The 19,568-nt window shown below is 56.2% G+C and carries 16 protein-coding genes and 1 pseudogene; 9 read left to right on the top strand and 8 right to left on the bottom strand.

The genetic code is table 11. The features are described from left to right. A partial coding sequence (locus tag JTP94_RS11080) for an AbiEi antitoxin N-terminal domain-containing protein (protein ID WP_204850548.1) occupies nucleotides 1-208 on the bottom strand: 208 nt, incomplete at its 3' end. 736 nt (nucleotides 209-944) lie between these two features. Between JTP94_RS11080 and JTP94_RS11085 the strand changes: the two genes are divergently transcribed. From JTP94_RS11085 to JTP94_RS11095, 3 genes are all read left to right on the top strand, one after another. Further along, complete coding sequence (locus JTP94_RS11085; RefSeq protein WP_204850549.1) at nucleotides 945-1,943, top strand: IS5 family transposase; 999 nt, start codon at nucleotides 945-947, stop codon at nucleotides 1,941-1,943. A gap of 1,003 nt (nucleotides 1,944-2,946) precedes the next feature. After that, entirely contained in the window at nucleotides 2,947-3,363 is a 417-nt protein-coding gene (locus JTP94_RS11090) for a nuclear transport factor 2 family protein (protein WP_204850550.1), read from the top strand. 75 nt (nucleotides 3,364-3,438) lie between these two features. Continuing rightward, nucleotides 3,439-4,896 (top strand): aldehyde dehydrogenase family protein, encoded by a 1,458-nt coding sequence (locus JTP94_RS11095; protein ID WP_204850551.1) that lies wholly within the window; start codon nucleotides 3,439-3,441, stop codon nucleotides 4,894-4,896. Nucleotides 4,897-5,113: 217 nt separating this feature from the next. Here the strand turns inward: JTP94_RS11095 and JTP94_RS11100 are convergent, their stop codons facing one another. After that, nucleotides 5,114-5,482: a helix-turn-helix domain-containing protein gene (locus JTP94_RS11100; RefSeq protein ID WP_204850552.1), complete on the bottom strand. Its 369-nt coding sequence runs from the start codon at nucleotides 5,480-5,482 to the stop codon at nucleotides 5,114-5,116. A gap of 155 nt (nucleotides 5,483-5,637) precedes the next feature. Here JTP94_RS11100 and JTP94_RS11105 point away from each other — a divergent pair, with 155 nt between their 5' ends. The 5 genes from JTP94_RS11105 (at nucleotide 5,638) to JTP94_RS11125 (ending at nucleotide 10,074) form a co-directional block, all read left to right on the top strand. Beyond that, entirely contained in the window at nucleotides 5,638-6,750 is a 1,113-nt protein-coding gene (locus JTP94_RS11105) for an alkene reductase (protein WP_204850553.1), read from the top strand. A gap of 430 nt (nucleotides 6,751-7,180) precedes the next feature. Beyond that, on the top strand, nucleotides 7,181-8,080 hold the full coding sequence (locus tag JTP94_RS11110; RefSeq protein WP_204850554.1) for a LysR family transcriptional regulator: 900 nt from the start codon (nucleotides 7,181-7,183) through the stop codon (nucleotides 8,078-8,080). Nucleotides 8,081-8,198: 118 nt separating this feature from the next. After that, nucleotides 8,199-8,897, top strand: coding sequence for a pirin family protein (locus tag JTP94_RS11115; RefSeq protein ID WP_204850555.1), 699 nt, complete (start codon nucleotides 8,199-8,201; stop codon nucleotides 8,895-8,897). Nucleotides 8,898-8,956: 59 nt separating this feature from the next. Further along, on the top strand, nucleotides 8,957-9,391 hold the full coding sequence (locus JTP94_RS11120; protein ID WP_204850556.1) for a DoxX family protein: 435 nt from the start codon (nucleotides 8,957-8,959) through the stop codon (nucleotides 9,389-9,391). 263 nt (nucleotides 9,392-9,654) lie between these two features. Further along, nucleotides 9,655-10,074, top strand: a complete 420-nt coding sequence (locus tag JTP94_RS11125) for a DoxX family protein (protein WP_204850557.1) — start codon at nucleotides 9,655-9,657, stop codon at nucleotides 10,072-10,074. Between the two features lie 45 nt (nucleotides 10,075-10,119). Here JTP94_RS11125 and JTP94_RS11130 read toward each other — a convergent pair whose 3' ends face one another. The 5 genes and pseudogenes from JTP94_RS11130 to JTP94_RS11150 all read right to left on the bottom strand — a co-directional run bounded on the left by JTP94_RS11130 (nucleotide 10,120) and on the right by JTP94_RS11150 (nucleotide 15,916). Then, nucleotides 10,120-10,491 carry a hypothetical protein gene (locus JTP94_RS11130; RefSeq protein WP_204850563.1) on the bottom strand — a complete coding sequence of 124 codons (372 nt, stop codon included), beginning with the start codon at nucleotides 10,489-10,491 and terminating at the stop codon, nucleotides 10,120-10,122. A 935-nt stretch (nucleotides 10,492-11,426) separates the two neighbouring features. After that, a pseudogene (locus JTP94_RS11135) lies at nucleotides 11,427-11,588 on the bottom strand (ISL3 family transposase); the annotation flags it as partial. Between the two features lie 21 nt (nucleotides 11,589-11,609). Then, on the bottom strand, nucleotides 11,610-12,908 hold the full coding sequence (locus JTP94_RS11140; protein ID WP_204850558.1) for an HlyD family type I secretion periplasmic adaptor subunit: 1,299 nt from the start codon (nucleotides 12,906-12,908) through the stop codon (nucleotides 11,610-11,612). Next, entirely contained in the window at nucleotides 12,905-14,683 is a 1,779-nt protein-coding gene (locus JTP94_RS11145; protein WP_204850559.1) for a type I secretion system permease/ATPase, read from the bottom strand. Before JTP94_RS11145 ends, JTP94_RS11140 begins: the two co-directional genes overlap by 4 nt. Nucleotides 14,684-15,187: 504 nt before the next feature. Then, entirely contained in the window at nucleotides 15,188-15,916 is a 729-nt protein-coding gene (locus tag JTP94_RS11150) for a sugar transferase (protein ID WP_204850560.1), read from the bottom strand. A gap of 1,426 nt (nucleotides 15,917-17,342) precedes the next feature. Here JTP94_RS11150 and JTP94_RS11155 point away from each other — a divergent pair. After that, nucleotides 17,343-18,053 (top strand): sugar transferase, encoded by a 711-nt coding sequence (locus JTP94_RS11155; RefSeq protein ID WP_204850561.1) that lies wholly within the window; start codon nucleotides 17,343-17,345, stop codon nucleotides 18,051-18,053. Here the strand turns inward: JTP94_RS11155 and JTP94_RS11160 are convergent. Next, complete coding sequence (locus JTP94_RS11160) at nucleotides 18,050-18,316, bottom strand: hypothetical protein (RefSeq protein WP_204850562.1); 267 nt, start codon at nucleotides 18,314-18,316, stop codon at nucleotides 18,050-18,052. The genes JTP94_RS11155 and JTP94_RS11160 overlap by 4 nt on opposite strands. Between the last annotated feature and the right edge of the window lie 1,252 nt (nucleotides 18,317-19,568).

Genomic DNA, 19,568 nt, shown 5'->3' on the forward strand with positions numbered 1-19,568 from the left:
AGCCCGTCCTGGCTTCCGACGTTTCTCTTGCGGAGAATGGGCGGCGGTAGACGCCTTTCGCGATCCGCTCGAGCCAACCCTGTTTGATATACGCCGATACAGATTGCCGTGAGATCGCATGCCGCGCCGTCCAAGCCGAATCGACAAGAAAGCCCGGTGGGACCGACTGGATAAGGTTCTTTAGTTTTTGTGTTGATTGTCCACTCATAGTGGATGGTATAGCATCAATTCAAAGTGAATTCCAGTCGAGCTTTATCCTGTGCTGCTATTGTCAATTCGGAATAGACAAAAATCGACAGATTTGAAGTTCTTTCATTGGTCCCACTGCAGACATCCCCATCACGATGCCACACCGGACAGTGTCTGGCCGAAGACCAAAGGCAGGCTCTTCCAACCATCGATCCCATAACGGACGCGATATCTGCGGTTATGCTCATTAGATATCGCCGAGAAAACCAGGCAGGCGTCGCCATGTCGAACCTGGCTATTGGCTGCGCTGAAGCCTTGGATGGCAAGTCTTCACCCGTCGGGCTGTCATCCCTGGGGCGTTCAATGATCACGTCTGTCCAGAATAGCAAACGTAGCGCCAAGGTCCCGTCGTGGAAAACCTGAGCGGGCAGTTCCCTTCCTTTATCCGGGTAGGCAGGCAGTCTGCCTGATCTGGGCGGAGGCCCGTGCGACTGAGATCGAACAGAAATCCGCGCCAACCATTGGCGTTACCAATCCGCTTGTCTGTCTGGCATCCCTAATCCAATCCCGTCCTGGGACGGTCAACCCACAGGGGGTTCGCGAGCGAGCTGCGACCTCTATGGCTGCGCCGCCGAGGTGACCGCGGCCGGGCCCGGATCGAACGGGTGCCATCGAGCGGGGCGCTGGTGCACGAATAGGATTTCAGCGATTTCTGTTTATTCGGCGGAGAGCGAAACCAGCTTAATTGAAGTCGCATGCCACACAAACATAACACCGCCCGCCGTCATCGCATCGGAAAGATGAGGTTCAAAGTTACGAACTGGGCAGAGTATGAAGCAGGTCTTCGCCACCGTGGCAGTTTGACCCTTTGGGTAACGCCTGAAGCCCTGGCAGGTTGGGCGGCGCCAAGGCGGCAGACACGTGGCGGCCAGCCGCGTTACTCTGATCTGGCCATCGAAACCACGCTGATGCTTGGCATGGTATTCGGATTGCGGTTACGCCAAAGCGAGGGATTTTTGAGTTCGGTTCTGGAACTGATGGAGTTGGATTTACCAGTGCCCGATCACACCACGCTGAGCCGTCGAGCACAAGGCTGGAAGTCATTGGCGAAAAGCCATGACCGCCAGCTGCTAGCGGATGGGCCAGTTCACGTTTTGATCGACAGCACAGGGCTTAAGGTTTATGGCGCGGGCCAATGGCTGGAAGAAAAACATGGCGCAAAGTCAAGGCGCAGCTGGCGCAAGCTCCATTTGGCCCTTGATGCTGATAGTGGCGAGATTATAGCCCATAGCCTGACGGATCAGGATACAGGCGACACCTCTCAGGTGGAGCCGTTGCTCAATCAGATCAATGATGAGATTGACCAGTTCACCGCCGATGGTGCCTATGATGGCGAGCCAACCTACGCCGCCGTTCTGCGTCACAGCGCAGCCGCAAGGGTCGTCATTCCACCGCGCTCAACGGCTGTGGCAAGTCAGGACACCGCTCCTGCCGGCCAGCGCGACCTTCATATCGCGTCGATCAACAGTGATGGCCACCTGAAATGGCAGGCCTCCGCCGGCTATGGCAAGCGGGCATTGGTCGAAACCACGATGGGCAGATACAAGGGCATCATCGGACATCAATTGCGCGCTCGATCATTCGCTGCTCAACAGACAGAGGTCGCCATCGGCGTTACCATTCTCAACCGGATGATCGGTACTGCACGCCCGAAATCCGTCCGCTGTAAAGCAATGGTGGAAACATCAAAATAGTCCGCGTCATCAAAGACCGGAATCTAACTTTGGCCCGATCCGCGCACCAACGCCCTCCAGATGCGAATTGCGAGCCGCACTCCCAGATCTACCAGGAGCTTAGAAAAATCTGCAGCGACGCCGGCGGTTCGACTCCTATCAAGACGGCCATCTACGGCTTTCGTCGGAGTTTCCCTCGTTTCAACGGACGTCAGCCAAGGTATCCGCGGCTTTGCTTGCTGCACGCAAGGCGTCGCGTAGCGCGTCGAGGTTAAGCTAAGTGTCGTTTGGTACTTAAACGCAAGAATGCGGCTATTTCGAATTTGTTTGGCAGATAATTTGAGATTCCTGACGAAGAGAATCTCAAATTAAGTGCAACTACGAAGACGTTCGCGATTGGCTTGCGTGGTTCACGATGTCGTTGAAAATGCTGCCAAAGCCATCGTCGTTCTCGCCCGTAGGTCGTTGGAGACGGGTCGCTCATTGCAAAAACACGGTCGATTCTGTCGACGACCAATTCTCACATTAAGTGCCAAAATCCGCATGAAAATCTTACGTTAACTGCCAAGTCTCAAATTAAGTGCCACGCTATCCTATTGAAAATGTTGAAGTGAGAGTCTTACGATTAACTGGAAAACGACATAGCTCAAGTTCTCCCCGTCCAACCTCCTCGTAAACTTCCAGCTCTTGCACGAAAACAAGTACAATCCCGGCCTTCGTCAAGCGGACGAGCGCGGTTCGATTATCGACGATTAACAGCTGAGGCATCTTCGCGATCAGGCTCATGCCCACGCTAGCGTCCGGCTAAGCGCTCGCACAATGCCGCTGAATTGCACGCGCGGACGCGGCAATCGCTGGATACCGGATCCGTCAGACCTGAGCACGCAACAGGCCGTGTCCCTGCGAGGCACGGGATCGGCATTGTCTCATTGCGTGAACGACCCGTTCCCGTAGACCCGCCTAGTCCGCCCATCCTGCGCGTCACATATTCCGCATCACCAACCCCAACTGATGGAGTATTATCATGAGCCTCTCAGCTGCCCAGGTCGTCCAGATCTTGCTGTCCAATCCTTTAGACATCGAGAATGTCCGCAGCGTAACCACGCCCGACGTAACCTATGTCTCGCTCAGCGAGCACAATCCCGACCTCCAGGCTTTTCTTCCTTGGGCCGGCACCAACAAGGGTCCGGAGACGATTGTCCGCGCCTTCGAAGGGATCGGCAGGGCATGGGAGACCAAGGCGTTCGAAGTGCGCGACGTGATCGAGCAGGGCGACACTGCCGCCTTCTTCGGCTCCTTCACCTATCAGGGCCGCGAAACCGGCAAGGTCGTCATCTCGCCCTTTTCGCTGCTTGCGAAGCTTACCGACGGCAAAATCTCCTACGTCCAGTTCCTCGAAGATAGCTTCGGGACGTCCGCCACCGTGAACCGCCAGGGTTGAGCCGGACAGGTCCGGGACCTTCCGACAAGGCCCCGGACAGCCCAGCCGAACAAAATTGCCGTTAGGAGTGCGAAGATGGAAAACGAACCCGCATCTGACATTGCCCGCCATTGGATCGATGGCGCCTGGGTTTCCTCGGACAAGATCAGTGAATCGCTTAACCCGTCGACGGGCGGTGTCCTTGGGCGCTACGCCGACGGCGGTGCCTGGGAAGCGCAAGCCGCGATCACGGCCGCCCGGCGAGCCTTCGACAACACGTCCTGGGCTTCGGACCGCCAGGCGCGCGCCGCGGCGCTCAGTGAATTGGCCCAACGGCTCGAGGAACGTAGCGAGCGCGTCGCGCACAGCCTGGCACAGGAACTCGGCAAGGTCCTGAACCAAGCCCGCATGGAAGCCGCGCTTTCGCCGTTCACACTGCGGCACAATGCCGGCACTGCAATGGCCCAAACGGGCTCGACCGCGGAACTGGCGCCTGGTTTGCAGGCCACCACCTGGCGCGAAGCGATCGGCGTCGCTGGCATCATCGTCCCCTGGAATGCGCCGATCGCGCTTCTGGTGCGTGCGCTCGCCCCCGCACTGGCAGCGGGCTGCACCGTTGTCGTCAAAATGCCTGGTCAGACCGCGCTTACAAACGCGATCTTCTCCGAGGCCGTCGCTGCGACCAAGTCGCTGCCGCCGGGCGTGGTCAACATCTTCACCGAGTCCGGCAACGAGGGCGCGCCCTTGCTTGTTTCCTCCCCGGACGTCGACGCCATCAACTATACGGGCAGCACCAAGGTCGGGCGCGTTATCGCCGCGCAGGGCGCAGAGACGCTGAAGCGCCTTTCGCTGGAGCTTGGCGGCAAGACGCCGCTGGTGGTGTTCGAGGACGCCGATATCGACATCGTCGCGCCGCAGGTGGTGCAGGCGCTGGTTCAGTTCAACGGCGAATTCTGCATCAGCGGATCGCGCGTGCTGGTCCAGGAAAGCGTGGCCGGTGCATATCGCAAACGGCTCACCACGTTACTCAGTGCAGTCAGGATCGGGCCGGCAGACAGCGAAACCAGCCAGCTGGGGCCGCTGGTCGACATGGCCGCGGTCGAACGCGTCAAGCATTTCATCGCCGAAGCGCGCACTTATGCGACCGTCCTCGTCGAAGGCGGCCGCCCGACCGAGCCGGAGCTTGCGAACGGTGCGTTCCTCAAGCCCTATATGCTCGAGGTGCGCGACACGAATGTTCCGCTTGTCCAGCAGGAAATCTTCGCGCCTGTGCTCAGCTTCGAGACCTTCTCGGACGAGGCCGACGCGATCGCCAAGGCGAATGCCACCGAATATGGTCTGGCGGCAGCGGTCTTCACCAAGGATATCGACCGCGCCGCCCTCGTCGTGCGCCGCCTCAAGGCGGGCACGGTCTGGACCAACGCATGGGGCATATTGTCCGATACGGTCGAGGAAGGCGGCTTCAAGAGCAGCGGCATCGGCCGCGCCCGTGGTGCACGGGCGGTCGAAGAGTTTCAGGAAATCAAGACGCATTTCCTTGTCTATAAGGTCTGATGAAGACCAAGACCTGGTGGCTACCCCGCGCCTACGCACGGCGCGGCCATCGGGTGATCGGTCGGGGTATTGCCCCGGAGCATCGATGCAGGATTTGAACGATCTCCACGGCCACGCCAACATGGAGATCTGGACCCATCCGCGCAAGCTCGGCGGCGCTGCGGTCCGCCGCTTCTATCGGCCTTGCGATTTCTGCTTGGGGCTTAATGCCCGAGCATTAGTGATCGCCGTCATATCGTCGACGGTTTTCGTGAATGATGACGCCATGGGCCAGCGCCCATTGTGCCAACTGCTGAACTGGCTCTGACAGAGAGTGTCCGAGCGCGGTCAACGCATAATCCACCTGCGGTGGCGTAGTTGCTCGCACGGTGCGTTCGACCATGCCGTCTCGCTCGAGGGTCTTGAGAGTTCGCGTCAGCATCTGCTGAGAAATTCCGCTCACATGGCGTTTGATGTCGTTGAAGCGCCGGGGCTGATCGCGCAACAGCACCACCACCTGCATGGTCCACTTATCACCGACGCGGTTGAGAATTTCGCTAACGCTACGGCAGTCGGTGAGAACTTGAAGGGGCTTGGTCACATCCATCTGACCTGGTCCTGAAAGTATGCTTTTGACGGAAAACTCGTAGTCACATAGCCAGTGCTAGTCAAGAATATTGACCGATAGGTCTAATGCCTTCCCGTCGGCGATCGCAGTTTCGATCTACACGAGCGGGCTGTCGCGTAAAAAGGAAAGCAACAATGAGCATATCCCCTTCAGCAGAGAAAAAAACAGCGGCTCTGGCCACTGCCCCTCTCTATTCCCCATACAGACTTGGCAGCATTATCCTCAAGAACCGCATAGTGATGGCGCCCATGACGCGCAGCCGGGCGACGGCCGAGCAAGTGCCGATGCCGATAATGGCTGAATACTACAGTAAGCGGGCCAGCGCTGGCCTCATCATTAGCGAGGGCACCGGCCCATCGCAAGACGGGACCGGATATCCGCGGATCCCTGGGCTCTGGAACGACGAGCAGGTTGAGGCCTGGAAGACCGTAACCGCGGCCGTTCACGCCAAGGGCGGCGTTATATTCGTCCAAATCATGCATACCGGCCGCGAAAGCCACCTTGCGAATATGGCGCCGGGGAGCGAGATAGTGGCGCCAAGTGCCATTGCAGGCGAAGGTCAGATCCATACCGACAGATTGGGGATGGTACCCAAGCCAATGCCGCGCGCGCTGAGCCTGGAAGAGATTGCCAAGGTACGCGCTGAGCACGTGTCCGCGGCTGTGAATGCCATCGCTGCCGGGTTTGATGGTGTCGAGCTGCACGCTGCCAACGGATACCTTCTCGAACAGTTTCTGAACCCAGCCAGCAACCAGCGCACTGACGCCTACGGGGGGACGCTGGAGAACAGGAACCGTTACGTCATCGAAGTGGCCGACGCGGTTGCCAAGGCGATCGGTGGCGATCGCGTGGGTATTCGCCTTTCGCCCTATGGCACGAACAACGGAATGACACCCTTCCCCGAAATCGATGGGCAATACCTAAAACTTCTGGCACGTCTGGCGGAGACTGGCATCGAATATATCCATCTGGTGGATCACAGCGCGATGGGTGCGCCACCGGTTCCCACTGCGCTGAAGGAGGCCATGTCGAAACAATGGCCGCACACCTTCATTGCAAGTGGCGGTTTCGACTTGGAACAAGCAAATGAGACGCTTGCGGCCGGCCGTGCCGATCTGATCGCGTTCGGCCGCCCATTCCTCGCGAACCCCGATCTGGTGGAACGACTGGCAAGGGGCATTCCCCTCACTGCGCCCGATCCTAGCACCTTCTTCACCCCAGGCCCGAACGGATACACCGACCTGTAGAACGGCTGCGTAGGCATCGACAATTCCTATCGGGGCGCAGCGCGATCAGGTGTCTGCTGCCCCGCACACCATGGAGCAAATCGGCTCCTACGAGCAGGCAAGTTATGCAGTCCAGCGTTCCTTTCGATGCGTACCAGTGAAGCGATCGGCGATTGCAAAACTATCGACCTTCTTCCGGCCCGCGGATGATCTTGTCTGTGATTCCGGGATAAAGGTTTGGCTGTCGACTTGGCAGCCGCTGCGATGCAGAAGCTGGCTCGTCCGGCTCGCAAGATCTTTCAACCGGAATTGCAATTTAGCGGCACTCGATAGTTCAGCTTTTCGCTCGCTGCCGCCTGCCTTCGTAACGGGCCGTTGTGATCGTATCGCCTTGCGGCAGGCCTATCCGCATATTACGCTCGCCAGAACTGAATGTCCTATTGGGTGAACGGTGCTCGACTTCAACGATCTGCAGTTCTTCGCCGCGGTCATCAATCATCGCGGCTTCTCCGCGGCTGCCCGCGCACTCGGTGTCCCGAAGTCGCGCCTCAGCCGACGCGTAACCGTGCTCGAAGAGCATCTGGGTGTGCGTCTGATCGAGCGTAGTACCCGTCATCTTGCCTTGACGGAGGTCGGACAGCAGGTCTTCGAGCACGCGCAGGCCGCGGTGGCCGAAGCAGCGGCGGTCGAAGAAGCGGCACAACGCATGCGGGCGGAGCCGCGAGGAAAGGTTAGGGTGAGCTGTCCTCCCGGCCTTCAGAGCGCGATCGCCTCGGGCCTGCCCGCGTTCCTCGCCTCCTATCCAATGTTGAGGGTCCTATGCATGGTCACCGACCGGCGTGTCGATCTTATCCACGAAGGCATCGACGTTGCAGTGCGCGTGCGGGAACGCCTGGACACGGACGCCGACCTTCAGATGCGCAGAATCGGCATCAGCCGCAGGATTCTCCTCGCAAGCCCATCCTTTATTGCCGCGCATCCGTCGATCGGCGACCCCGAAGACCTCCGCAATCTTCCTCTCCTCAGCCAGTACGAGCAACCCGTCTCCAGCACATGGAGTCTCACGACAGGTTCCGGGCGATCGGAGACGATCAGCTTCGAGCCACGTCTTGCCACGGGCAGCTTCGAACTTCTTCTCTCTTCAGCTCGCGCCGGGCTGGGTGTCGGCCTGCTGCCCGCCTACAACTGCCGAGAGGACATCCAATCTGGAAGGCTCGTGCGAATCCTTCCCCACTGGAGCGGCAGTGACGGCATCCTGCACGTCCTCTTCACGTCGCGCCGGGGAATGCTGCCTGGCGTCCGTGCGGTCGTCGACTTCCTCGCAGACGCGCTGAAGTGCGCGGCCGACTAGCTGCCATCGTTCACGTGGTGGAACGTGCCGTTGCGAGATCGGCGAATTATCCTCGGCCTCGATGCGAGTCATATTCGTCTTCGAGAGGCGGCACAGCGCCGCGGCAAAGGAGACGGACATGCTGCAACACAGGCCCAGCCATACCCTAGACGGCGGCGACCACGGCTGGCTCAAGGCACGCCATCATTTCGTCGTTACGCGCGACGGCAATGCCGAGAACAAGGCACTCGGCGCCCTCATCGTCTGGAACGACGACGAGATCGCGCCTGGCAGGGGTTTCGGCCACCACACCCACTCGCACATGGAAATCATCACCTACGTCCGCGAGGGTGTGGTGACCCACGAGGACAGCGTCGGAAACATCGGCCAGACGCAAGCCGGCGACGTCCAGGTCATGAGCGCCGGGGCCGGTATCAGTCACGCCGAGCGCAACGAGGGCGCCGACCCTTTGAAGATCTTCCAGATCTGGCTCCTTCCGCGCACCCCCGGCGGCACACCTCGTTGGGGTAGCCGGCGCTTTCCCAAGGATGATCGCGCTGGCAAGCTCGTACCGCTTGCAAGCGGCGTCGACGGCGACGAGGACGCCCTTCGGATGAACGCCGACGCGCGCGTCCTGGGTGCGACCCTCCTGTCCGGGCAATCGGTCGAATACGCAATCGATCCGTCTCGCTATGCCTACCTCGCGCCATCCAGAGGAAGCGTTCTCGTCAACGGTCAGCGCGTCGCGACTGGCGACGGCATCGCGGCAATGGCGGAAAGCACCTTGACCATCCGCGCCGACGAGGACAGCGAGTTCATCCTCGTCGACGCCGCCTAAAGACTTAGCAACTCATCTGCCCAAACTCAGACACCAACTCGAAACAAGGAGTACATGCAATGGAAACGACACGCTATCTTCCCTTCGTCGGCCGGCTGCTGATCGGTCTTCCCTTCATCATGAGCGGTCTCGGCAAGCTTGCCGCATACGGTACCACGATCGGAATGATCACCGCCGTCGGACTCCCTGTCCCGCCGCTCGCCTACGTCGCATCTGTGATCGTTGAACTCGGCGGCGGCCTTCTGCTGGTTGCCGGCTACCGTGTTCGTCCGGTCGCGGCGGTCATGGCGCTGTTCGCATTGGCAACGGCCGTCTTCTTCCACAACAACTTTGCCGACCAGAACCAGATGATCCACTTTTTGAAGAACGTCATGATGACTGGCGGGCTGCTCCAGATCGTCTACTTCGGCGCGGGAGTCCTCAGTCTGGACAATCGTCGGACGAAAGATGCGTCGGGTCGGCCTGCGAGCAGCCAACTGTCCTTCAACGCTTGAATGAAACTTCGACAAATTAGGCCGCGGCGCGTCGCGTGGGCGGCCTAGCCAGCGCGCACCCTCTGCCTCATCTGACCCGTTTCAGAACCTCTGCGGACGCCTCTGTGAGCGATGGTGAGTTCACTTAGCACCGGTCAGCATCATTATCATTTCGATGACGCTTTGTCGGATCGCAGCGACCTTGGTCGCGGGCAAGGCCGTTGGGGGGCGGATCGAACGGATTGATAATAGTCACGCCTTTCCATTTTGAAGGAGTTCAAGAAATGCAATCAACGCTTCGGGCGCGCGCCAGCCTCGCCCTGTCCTGGGCTCTTCAGCTAGGTCTGGCCTACGTGTTTGCACGAGCTGGCGTCGCCAAACTCGTCAGCGCTCCAGAGATGATCCAGATTTTTAACTGGATCGGTTTCGGCCAATGGTTTCGCTATGTCAGCGGCATAGTGGAGGTCGTCGGCGTCGTCCTCATTCTGCTACCGCGCTTCTCTGTAATTGGCGGCTTGTGGCTGATGGCCACAATGTTCGTGGCTGTTCTCATTAACGTGGTTATTACCCACACCAATCCACTGCCACCGATCGTTCTGTTTGTCGTTGCCGCCGCCGTCACGTTTCTTCGGTGGGATCAGCTGTTGCGTCTGGGCAAATGGGGGATGGCGTGGTGGTCAAGGAGCAATCAGATTAGAAAATAACCGCGTAACTGGTATAGGCTCCTGTGCAGACAAGCGCTTTGCGGGCTACCATAGGACGAGACACAGCGTGTCGTAGCCCGCAAGTTTCTGGAAAAAATTGTTCGCTGCGAGATCTTTGATCTTCGTTACCCGAGCCTCACGCAGCAAGATCAACTGGTTCAGCACGTAAATCTGGCCGGCACCCAATCCTTCGCCGTGGCAGACATTCTGCGGGAACGTGGCATCCCGTTTGTGTTCGTGACAGTTTACGGAAGCGATGGGCTCATCGACGGATATCGTCACGAAACGGCCTTCCGTAAACCGTATGAGGCAGGAGAACTTGCGGTCGCAATAGCGCGGGCTTTTCCATCGATCACCCTCTAGTCTCAACCGCCCTTCGGCGGCGTCTATCCGTGCAAGCTTGAGGCGTTTGTTCACGGGTCTCCGCGAAGTCGGATTCACGAGAGCGAGCCCCGGCGGCCAACATTTTCGTTCCAGATCTTCACGTCGACAATGAAGGTAGCGAGCCGGAATTTTCACTGAGGATCCACCGCGATCGATCGCCTTGGCGGAGAGTTCGGCGGCTCGATTCCGTTCAGGGCGATAGCTTCCGCGTTTCAGGAAAGGCGTGGCAAATGCGCGTCAACTTGGATCTGGCACGAACAGGAAAGCCTCCACGATGCATCGCGCGGTTCGTCCGAGCGTTGCGCGTTCTGGGCTACCGAGGACGTCAAGGAGTTACGATTGGGGGAAGCTTTGTCGCCGGGCATTGAAAGACAATTCCCTTGCTTGCCTCACCCTGCGGCGGTCGCTGGTTTAAGAGCGGACCCGCGCGCCGGGGGCTGTCGGGTCCAGGTTTCCGGCTTTTGCCGGCGCCATGCTAAACCTCGGGGTTGACCTCGCGCTCGTCGACGCCACGGGCAATCCAGTAGAAATACGGTCCCGATTTCCCCGAAAGCCATGCGGCCTCCTTCGCACTGATCGCCTATGCTTCCTCCTGGCTGAAATGCTGGCATTGTCGTTTGGCACTTAATCGTAAGAATGCGGCCGTTCCGGCCAGCTATGGCACTTAATGTGAGATTCTTTAATGTGATTTCGGCGCTTGACCCTTTCAGATGCGGCAATAACCTTTTGTGATATTTGCGATTTGCTGATGAAGATCCGCCGAAGACGGTCATTTTATTCACAGTGGCGGTTCTCACATTAAGTGCCGAAATCCAAACGAAAATCTCACATTAACTGCCCAATCTCACTTTAAGTGCCGCGCTATCTTATTGAAACTATTGCAGCGAGAGTCTTACGATTAAGTGCCAAACGACACCCACATCGGCGTCAGATCTTGGATCTGACGCCGATGTGGGTGCAGCATCGCGTCACGCCGCGCCGATTAACCGGGCTTCGAGCAGGTCGATTTTGGCTCGGCCGTACATCTGCCCTTTGACCATTTTGAACTTGTTGATCTGTCCCTCGGTCCGTCCATTTGACCACGGTTCCGCGATCGCCGCGAGGACGGCACTGCGGTCCGTGGCGATGCCATGGACAACCGGCCGCTCACGTTATTCCTCTCTGAATGCGTGTTTCATTTGATCTGTGATTGGCTTTGCGAAATAGGATAGCGCCGTTCGCTCACCGGTCTTGATAAAGACTTCTGCCGGCATTCCTGGATAGAGACTCTTGCCGTTAAGCTGTAGGAGGCTGTCAGTTTGCGGCACGACGCGAACCGCATAGTAGGTCACACCCGTCTTTGGATCCGCTATGACGTCCGGGGATACCGATGTCACCGTCCCCTTGATTTCTGGCGTCGCTTTCTGGTCGAACGCCGTAAAGCGAATGTCGACCGGTTGACCGAGTTCGACCTGATCAACACTGTGAGCAGCAATCTTGACTTCGACGGTAAGTGCACGTTTGTCGGGCGCTAGCAGCATCAACGCCTCGCCGGGATTGACCACTCCGCCAACAGTATGGATTGCCAACTGAAATATCTTGCCGGTCAATGGTGCTTTTATTTCTAGATGGTCAAGCTGGTCCTTCGTGGCGACTTTACGTTCCTCGAGCTCGGCAATCTTCCCTTGCACATCGGCGAGGTCCTTGGCGTCCTCGGAGCGTCTATCTTCATCGAGTTGCAAAATCTGAAGATTGATTTCGTTTATCTTGCCGTTAGCCTGTGCGCGTGAAGCAAGGCGTTCACCACGATTTCCCTCAAGTCCGACCCTTTGTCGTTTGAGGCCGTTGACCCTTTGCATGGTGACGATCTTGCGGTCATAAAGCTCCTCGGCTGCATCGAGTTCTTCTTTAATGAGAACATCGGCGTCATCGATTGATTTAAGCTGTATCGTGTCTCCCTCGATCTCCGCATTCAGCTGTGCTTTGCGTTCTTCCAGCTGCTTTTTCATTCCCACAATAGAGGATTGTCTGGTCGCGAAGAGCTGAATTTCGCCGTCGATCAAGCTTTGGTCATAGTTGCCGTCAAGCTCGAGCAGATCGACATCTTTGGCCGTGAAGCTGCTGGCGTTTGCGCGCTCTGCGTTTAGTCTGCTTCTGCGCGCATATAATTGAGCCAAACTGCTATCGACGATTGCCAGGGTTGATTTGACCGAGGTATCATCGAGCTTAACCAATAGATCGCCCGCTTCCACGTGATCGCCCTCGTGCACTGGCAATAGGGCAACCGTACCTCCCGTTAGATGCTGTATCTTCTTAACGTTCTCATCGATGATAACGGTTCCGTCGCCGACGACCGCCCCTGAGACCTTTGCAGTTGCCGCCCAACCGCCAATGCCGAAGACGAGGCATATTCCAAGCCCAGCGACGAAAAGTAAGTGATGTCTAAGCGACGCCTCTAAATGGGATCTCACGACGCGCTCTCCTCTGTTCCGTCGGTAACTCTCAAAGCGCCACCGCGCTCAACGGAGACGGATCGGATATTCTTTGTCATGATTGAATTCAGGACGTCTTCTTTTTTGCCGAACAGATGCATATGACCGTCGCGGATCATCAATACACAGTCGGTCGCCGATAACGCGCTTGGTCGATGTGCAATCACGATCGCAATTCCGCCCCTGCTGCGGATACCCATGATGGCCGAGCTCACCGCCGCCTCGCCATCGGCGTCGAGGTTCGAATTCGGTTCGTCCAAAACGACGAGGAACGGATTGCCGTACAGCGCGCGCGCAAGGCCGATTCTTTGTCTCTGGCCGGCAGAGAGCATGCTGCCACCGGCCCCGATTTCGGTGTCGTAGCCATTGGCGAGGCGCAAAATAAGATCGTGCACGCCGGCCGCCCGTGCCGCGACGATGATGTCGTCCGATGCAGCGTTGGGTTGAAAGCGTGAAATGTTGTCAGCGACTGTTCCAGCAAATAACTCTATATCTTGCGGAAGATACCCGATATGGCGCCCAAGTGAGCTCTCGTCCCATTGATCAAGTGCGGCGCCATCGAGCCGGACGTTGCCATGCAAAATAGGCCACACACCGGTGAGGGCACGTGCCAAAGTCGACTTTCCCGAAGCACTTGGGCCAACGACCCCTACAGCACTTCCGGCCGACACTGAGAAGCTTATGCCAGAGACAAGCTGGGCCCCTTGTCCCGGTGCGCCGCTCGCAAGAGCCTCCACGACCAAGGAGCGTCGCGGTGCAGGCAGAAAGGTTGGAAACGGGGTCTGTGGCAGTGCCTTCAAGATTTCTTGTATGCGACGCCAGGATTGACGTGCGGACGCATAGCTGCGCGCATTTGCGATAGCTTGCTCCACCGGCGAAAGAGCGCGTGCGGTAAGGATAGAGGAGGCGATGATCACGCCGGCCGTCGCTTGATTTTCAATAACCAGCGCAGCGCCCGCCGCTAACACCGCTGACTGCAGTGCCAGACGGAATACTTTCGATAGTGCAAAATAACCATTGGCAAGATCGGCATTCTGCTGTGAGCGAGTTCGATATTCCATGTTCCACGCAAGCCAACGATCGGCGAGCGTGCCTGTCATGCCGAGAGCGCGAACGACCTCGGCGTTGCGTTGTGCCGCCTCAAGCGTAGTCGTGCGCCGGGTGCTTAGTGCGTGAATACGCTCGGCTGACCGGCGAGTGCTCATGTTTGCAGCGACGCTCAGCGCAGCGAGAATGATGCCGCCGCCGATTGTCATGAAGCCGATAATCGGATGAAACATAAAACAAATGGCGATGTAGATCGGAATCCATGGCAGATCGAGAAGCGTTGCAGGTGCTGAAGTGCCGAGGAAAGACTTTACTTGATCGAAATCTCGCAAAAGCTGGAGCCCATCTCCAGTAGTCTTCGTTCTCAAGGGGATTTGAAGTGTTGCTGTAAAAATATGCCGCGCCATGACTTGATCGAAGACGCCGGCGATGCGCGTCAGTATCCTACCACGCGCTATATCGAAGGCAGCTTGAAACGCATATAGCATCGCCACAAGAACCGCGAGTGCAATGAGGGACGGAATGCTTCGGCCGGGAATCACCCGATCATAGACTTGAAGCATGAAGAACGAACCCGAGAGATATAGCACATTCACAAGTGCGCTAGCTATACCGACACCGAGTAATGCGCCGCGGCATCGCTGTTTAAATTCGAGACTGGCCTCGGTGCCAATGGCTGCACTTTTCGAATTTGCAATAATTTTCATGTAAAAACTTTCACTATGAAACTTTCATTCAATTTTCAGCGGAAAAGAATATAAATACCAAGTAATCTAATCTGCATAAAACCTCTGAGAGGTTATTGTATCCAACAAAGTTAGTCGAGAGCTCAATTTTGGTATGGTTCTTCTTAGCGGACTTCAGGACTTGTTGGTAAAGCCGATCATGGATTTTCTTAATCAACGCTGTGTCCTGCAACACGTCTCAATCTTCCGCATTGCCAGCGGTCATTTAACCCTCCAAGCAATCGACTTTACTGGTTGTTAGGCGTCGTAGCGTAGAAGGTCTTTAACGGAGACGTGGTATGACCGTGAGACTTCAATCTCTAATCATCGCAGCACTGCTTTCCACGTTTTTATGGATCGCGATCATCAATTGCGGTGTCTGGCTTTCGTGGCAGCTGTCCGGCAGACTTGCGTCGATTTCGGCTGATAGCGTGATTGAGGCTGGCGCCGCGACACATGTATGACGGACAACAGGGCCAGTGCAGGTTAAAAGCCTTTGCCGCCTCTAAGCTCTGACACTGCGGTGCCGATCAAAATCTCTAGATCGAGGATAAAGGAAAAATTTCGGATATAATAAAGATCGCAATACACGCGAGCGCGTGCCTTGGCTGCATTGTCGGTAGGGCCCCGCAGTCCTCGCATTTGCGCAAGTCCCGTCAGTCCGGGACGCACGATATGTCTCCCGTGATAATTCGGAACCAGCTCTTCGTAGGGCTTGCCACCGGCCAACATACCGATCGCGTGGCATCTTGGGCCGACGAGGGACATATCGCCTTTGAGAACATTGATGAGTTGAGGCAACTCATCAAGATTGGTCTTGCGCAAGATGGCTCCTACGCGGGTTATTCTCGGATCTCCCTTGATCGTCTGCTTGACGCCGGTCGGATCGCCTAGATCTGCGCGCATTGACCGGAATTTATAGACCCGAATTTTCTTTCCACCCTTCCCCCAGCGAAGTTGGGAAAAAAGCGGCGACCCCTTGCTTTCCATTCGAATGAATAGGGCGATCAAAAAAAGGACCGGTGCAAGAATTAGCAGGCCTGCAGAAGCCCCCAGCACATCTAGGCAGCGCTTGGCTCTGAATTGCCATTTATAGTGGGCGAAGAGAGCCTGAGCGCTGATATCGGTAAGATGTGTGTTGCACGAGGATTTACCGTGGAGTCGGCTAATCGACGCAGAGGAATTATCATGACCCAATATAGATAAGTTGTACATGATATAAATACTCTTAATCATTTAAATTGAGAGCTTCTTTACTTCGAGATTTGTTTTACGTCATCAAGAAGATTAACAACTGGTTAACGCACAAGGTTTCGTGTGCCGTTATGACGGTTGTCGAAAGTCACAATACCGGGGAGCTTAAAACCGCGTGGAGATGTTCAGCTTGTGCTGAGCAACAGACCTAGGCCGATGGTTCAAGGGGGCAATCCGCGCCGATGATCGAACTGGTAAACCTGCCGGACAGGACTGTGCAAGCTTCGAGAAATGCAGACACGGCCCTGCAGCCGGCAAGCAAACATGGCGACTAAATCAGCGCTCCGCAGCCATCGAGAGATTGAGGTGAAGAAAGATGTCTGCGCGCGGCGGACACCCACCTTTGCTGTTGCAGCCAGCAAGTGAGGTCAGAATCGGTGCCCTCGGAACGAGTAAGGCTTTGAGGCGGGCGGTGCACGCAATACGTCGTCCCGGCGCCATATCGAGGCGCCAAGCGAGCTGTTTCACAGTAGGACACCTCCCCGGGGACACGGTTGTTTGTGTGCCATGAATGCTGTATCAGCTTGACGCAAGTCGATTCTGTGTGACTCGTGTGCCGGCTTTCCTCGTTCTCGAAATCAATGCCCCCCAATATATCCGGAAGCGGAAAGTCTTTTGATGATGGCAATCTTTGCGGCTTTGTATGTTGTGTCGACTGCCGGCGCAATGACATTGACCTGGGCGGAGGGGGCTATGGCTGGCGGCAAATACGATTTTGGGCGATTTGTAGGCCTGTTTTTGAGCCTGGTATGGCCATTGATCTTTGTGCTACTTGCCTTGTTTATAGCTTGGCGCCGTTGGTGCGCCCCCACAGAACAAAGCCGAGGGGAACTCGAGAGAGAGCTCTCTTGTTCTATTCCGTCTTCATCGAATCTTATTCTATTCCCTCTTGATCGAAGATTGTCAGTACGCTCGAGCTGATCAATCGCTACCATTCTCCGAGATAACTCTTTTGGTTTGCTTTTGATCGCAGGTGCGAACGCCGCCTAGCGATTCGAGGGCTCGTCGTCGAGCAAGTCTTGAATTATTTGCGTCGACTTCGACGCGTGCTTCCGGTTGTCTCAACGGTGCCAAATCGCTGCCCCAGGCAGGGCTTGCAATCGTTTGCGGCTGTCTCAATGTTCGTTCTTTGCCAAATTTGAGGGGATATTGTGCATATAAGTAGAGAGAAATATTAATAGAAGTGAATAATACGACAGTAAAGATCCAGATCTTAGCTAGCGATCGGCCAGCATGATTGCGTTTTATCCCCAAAAAAAATGCTGCATTGCATTCTACCCAAAAATGGTATTTGCTATTAACTGGGAGTTAACTAAGAAGAAGCACAGGTCGAGTACATCGGTCATTTATTGATTTTAAATTTTGCTATTATGTGCTGGGGTTTAGGATGCAAACTGCCGCCAAATTGGAGCGCGCAACCGATAAATTTCAGGAAAATGCCGTTGCCAATGATAATATTGGCACTAGGAACAGAACAACGGTTGATCGGCGCGCGCGACACCTGTTCACTAAACGACTGTTCGACATAGTTGCTTCCGCTGTCACGTTGGTGCTACTGGCGCCCATTCTTGTCTTGATCGTGCTAGCGATCAGAGCGGAAAGTCGAGGTTCTCCCATTTTTTCCCAGCTTCGATGGGGGAAGGGCGGACGGAAGTTTCGGGTTTTCAAGTTTCGATCGATGCGTGCGGATTTGGGTGATCCCACGGGTGTGACGCAGACTGTCAAGGGAGATTCGCGCGTCACCAGCGTTGGCTCGTTCTTACGGCGTACGAATCTTGATGAGTTGCCGCAACTTATCAATGTTCTTATCGGTGACATGTCGCTTGTTGGCCCACGATGCCACGCGATTGGTATGTACGCTGGCGGCATGCTTTACGAGCAGCTGGTGCCCAACTACCACGAGCGGCATGCCATGCGTCCAGGTCTCACAGGTCTGGCACAGATGCGCGGACTTCGTGGCCCGACAAATCGCCCCTCTCGCGCTAGGGCTCGCATTCACTCCGACTTGCACTATGTCGAGCACTTTACAATCTGGCTCGACTTAAAAATTATCTTTGGAACGATCATTTCTGAACTGAGAAATGGACAGGGCTTCTAAAGAGCAATTAGTGAAGGGAGTCCAAAGTCTTGCGTTTCTACTTTACCCGATGCGACGCAATAAGGATGGAGGTTCTCTGAACCGCTGGAGTCGTCCGCTCTTGCGAAGCGCTCAGACCTTGAGCTGTATGGCAGTTTTGCCTGCAGCACGATGGAACTGTGCGAAATATCCCTTGCCATTCCTGCCGGTCCGATCGCATAAGCATTTGACGCGCCGGCGAGCACAGCCAGGGTCATTGATATCGTATGGATTTGTTTCAGCATAATATCAGCTCCTCGCTTGCGTTTAATCCCTTGGCACGTATCGTTCGTTAGGTGCCGTTTTGACACAAACACTCATAGCGCATGAGCATTGTCGCCAAGCTAAGCAGATCGATAAAGCTTTAAGTATTCTCGTTTTTGTACGCTAGCCTCAGCTGTAACTTGTCCCGCAGGGTTTGATGTGGCTGCTCTTGGTACCAGCTCATCGCTTCTATGATGAGCGTTTGCTCGGACGACAAGACGGCATTGCGGGGCAAGATGAGCCGCAATCTGCATTTCGAATTGCCTATCTGCGATACCCTCTTAATCTCGCATTGCGCCAAACGACCCGCTGATGGCGCCAATAACCACCTGTCATTGATGGCCCAAGGTTGTTGCAGCCATGTCGCGACACGGCTCCTGTTTACGCATAGGAAATATTCGAATTGTATTGAATAGCCACCTCCAAAAAAAGGTAGACACGCGTTCCTGAAACAGTGAATATAAGAAAGACCTCACTGAGGCCGTTAATTGGTCGTCTCACAAAGAGGCAGGCCGACAATCCTGATTAACGCAGAACGATCGAGCTGACGGAAGTCCCGTGGACCAATCTCATACGTGGGGCTAGTGTCATCTCATGACGACTCGGCTGAAATATCTGTTGCTAGCAATTCTCGTGTCTTGTGCCATATGGGGCGGCATTGTTGGCGGCGTACTTTGGTTTGTAAATGGTTACGGCGACGGCAAGGTCACGACCGGTTCAAAATAGCTGCCATGGGTCGTTGTTGACGGAAGAGGCAAGGCCCTCCAACTAACCAAAGTGAACATCGCACAGCACGGCTTTCGAGCTGAGTGCTGCGATGCTCCCTCTCTGTGTCGGCGGTATGGTGAGCTGACGAGACTTTGAAATGGGTGCCGTTGATCGAGTCACTTCTTACGAACGATAGTCGTGGAGTCCAACGGGTCGATGATCGCCGGGTTATCATCGGCATCCTTTAACGGCTCAGGACGGGCTCGTCCTGGCATGAGTGCCGGAGCGCTAAGGGCTCCCCCCGCACGACGCTTGATCGCTTCTCGCGCTGGCGTAAAGCAATATGATCGACGCGCAGATTACTACCTTGGCGTACTCAAACTCGTCGCTATCCGGATGTGAGCGTCCGGCGAAAGCATTTTCGCTTGCTTGGGCGGCCGAAGCTATAGGAGGCGCTTCACCTCATCTGCCATGACGCGCTCGATCATGTCGGGATCGCATTGTTCATCGACGAGGAAATGGCGG

The sequence above is a fragment of the Martinezella lusitana genome (assembly GCF_016901135.1).
Lineage (GTDB): Bacteria > Pseudomonadota > Alphaproteobacteria > Rhizobiales > Rhizobiaceae > Rhizobium > Rhizobium lusitanum_D.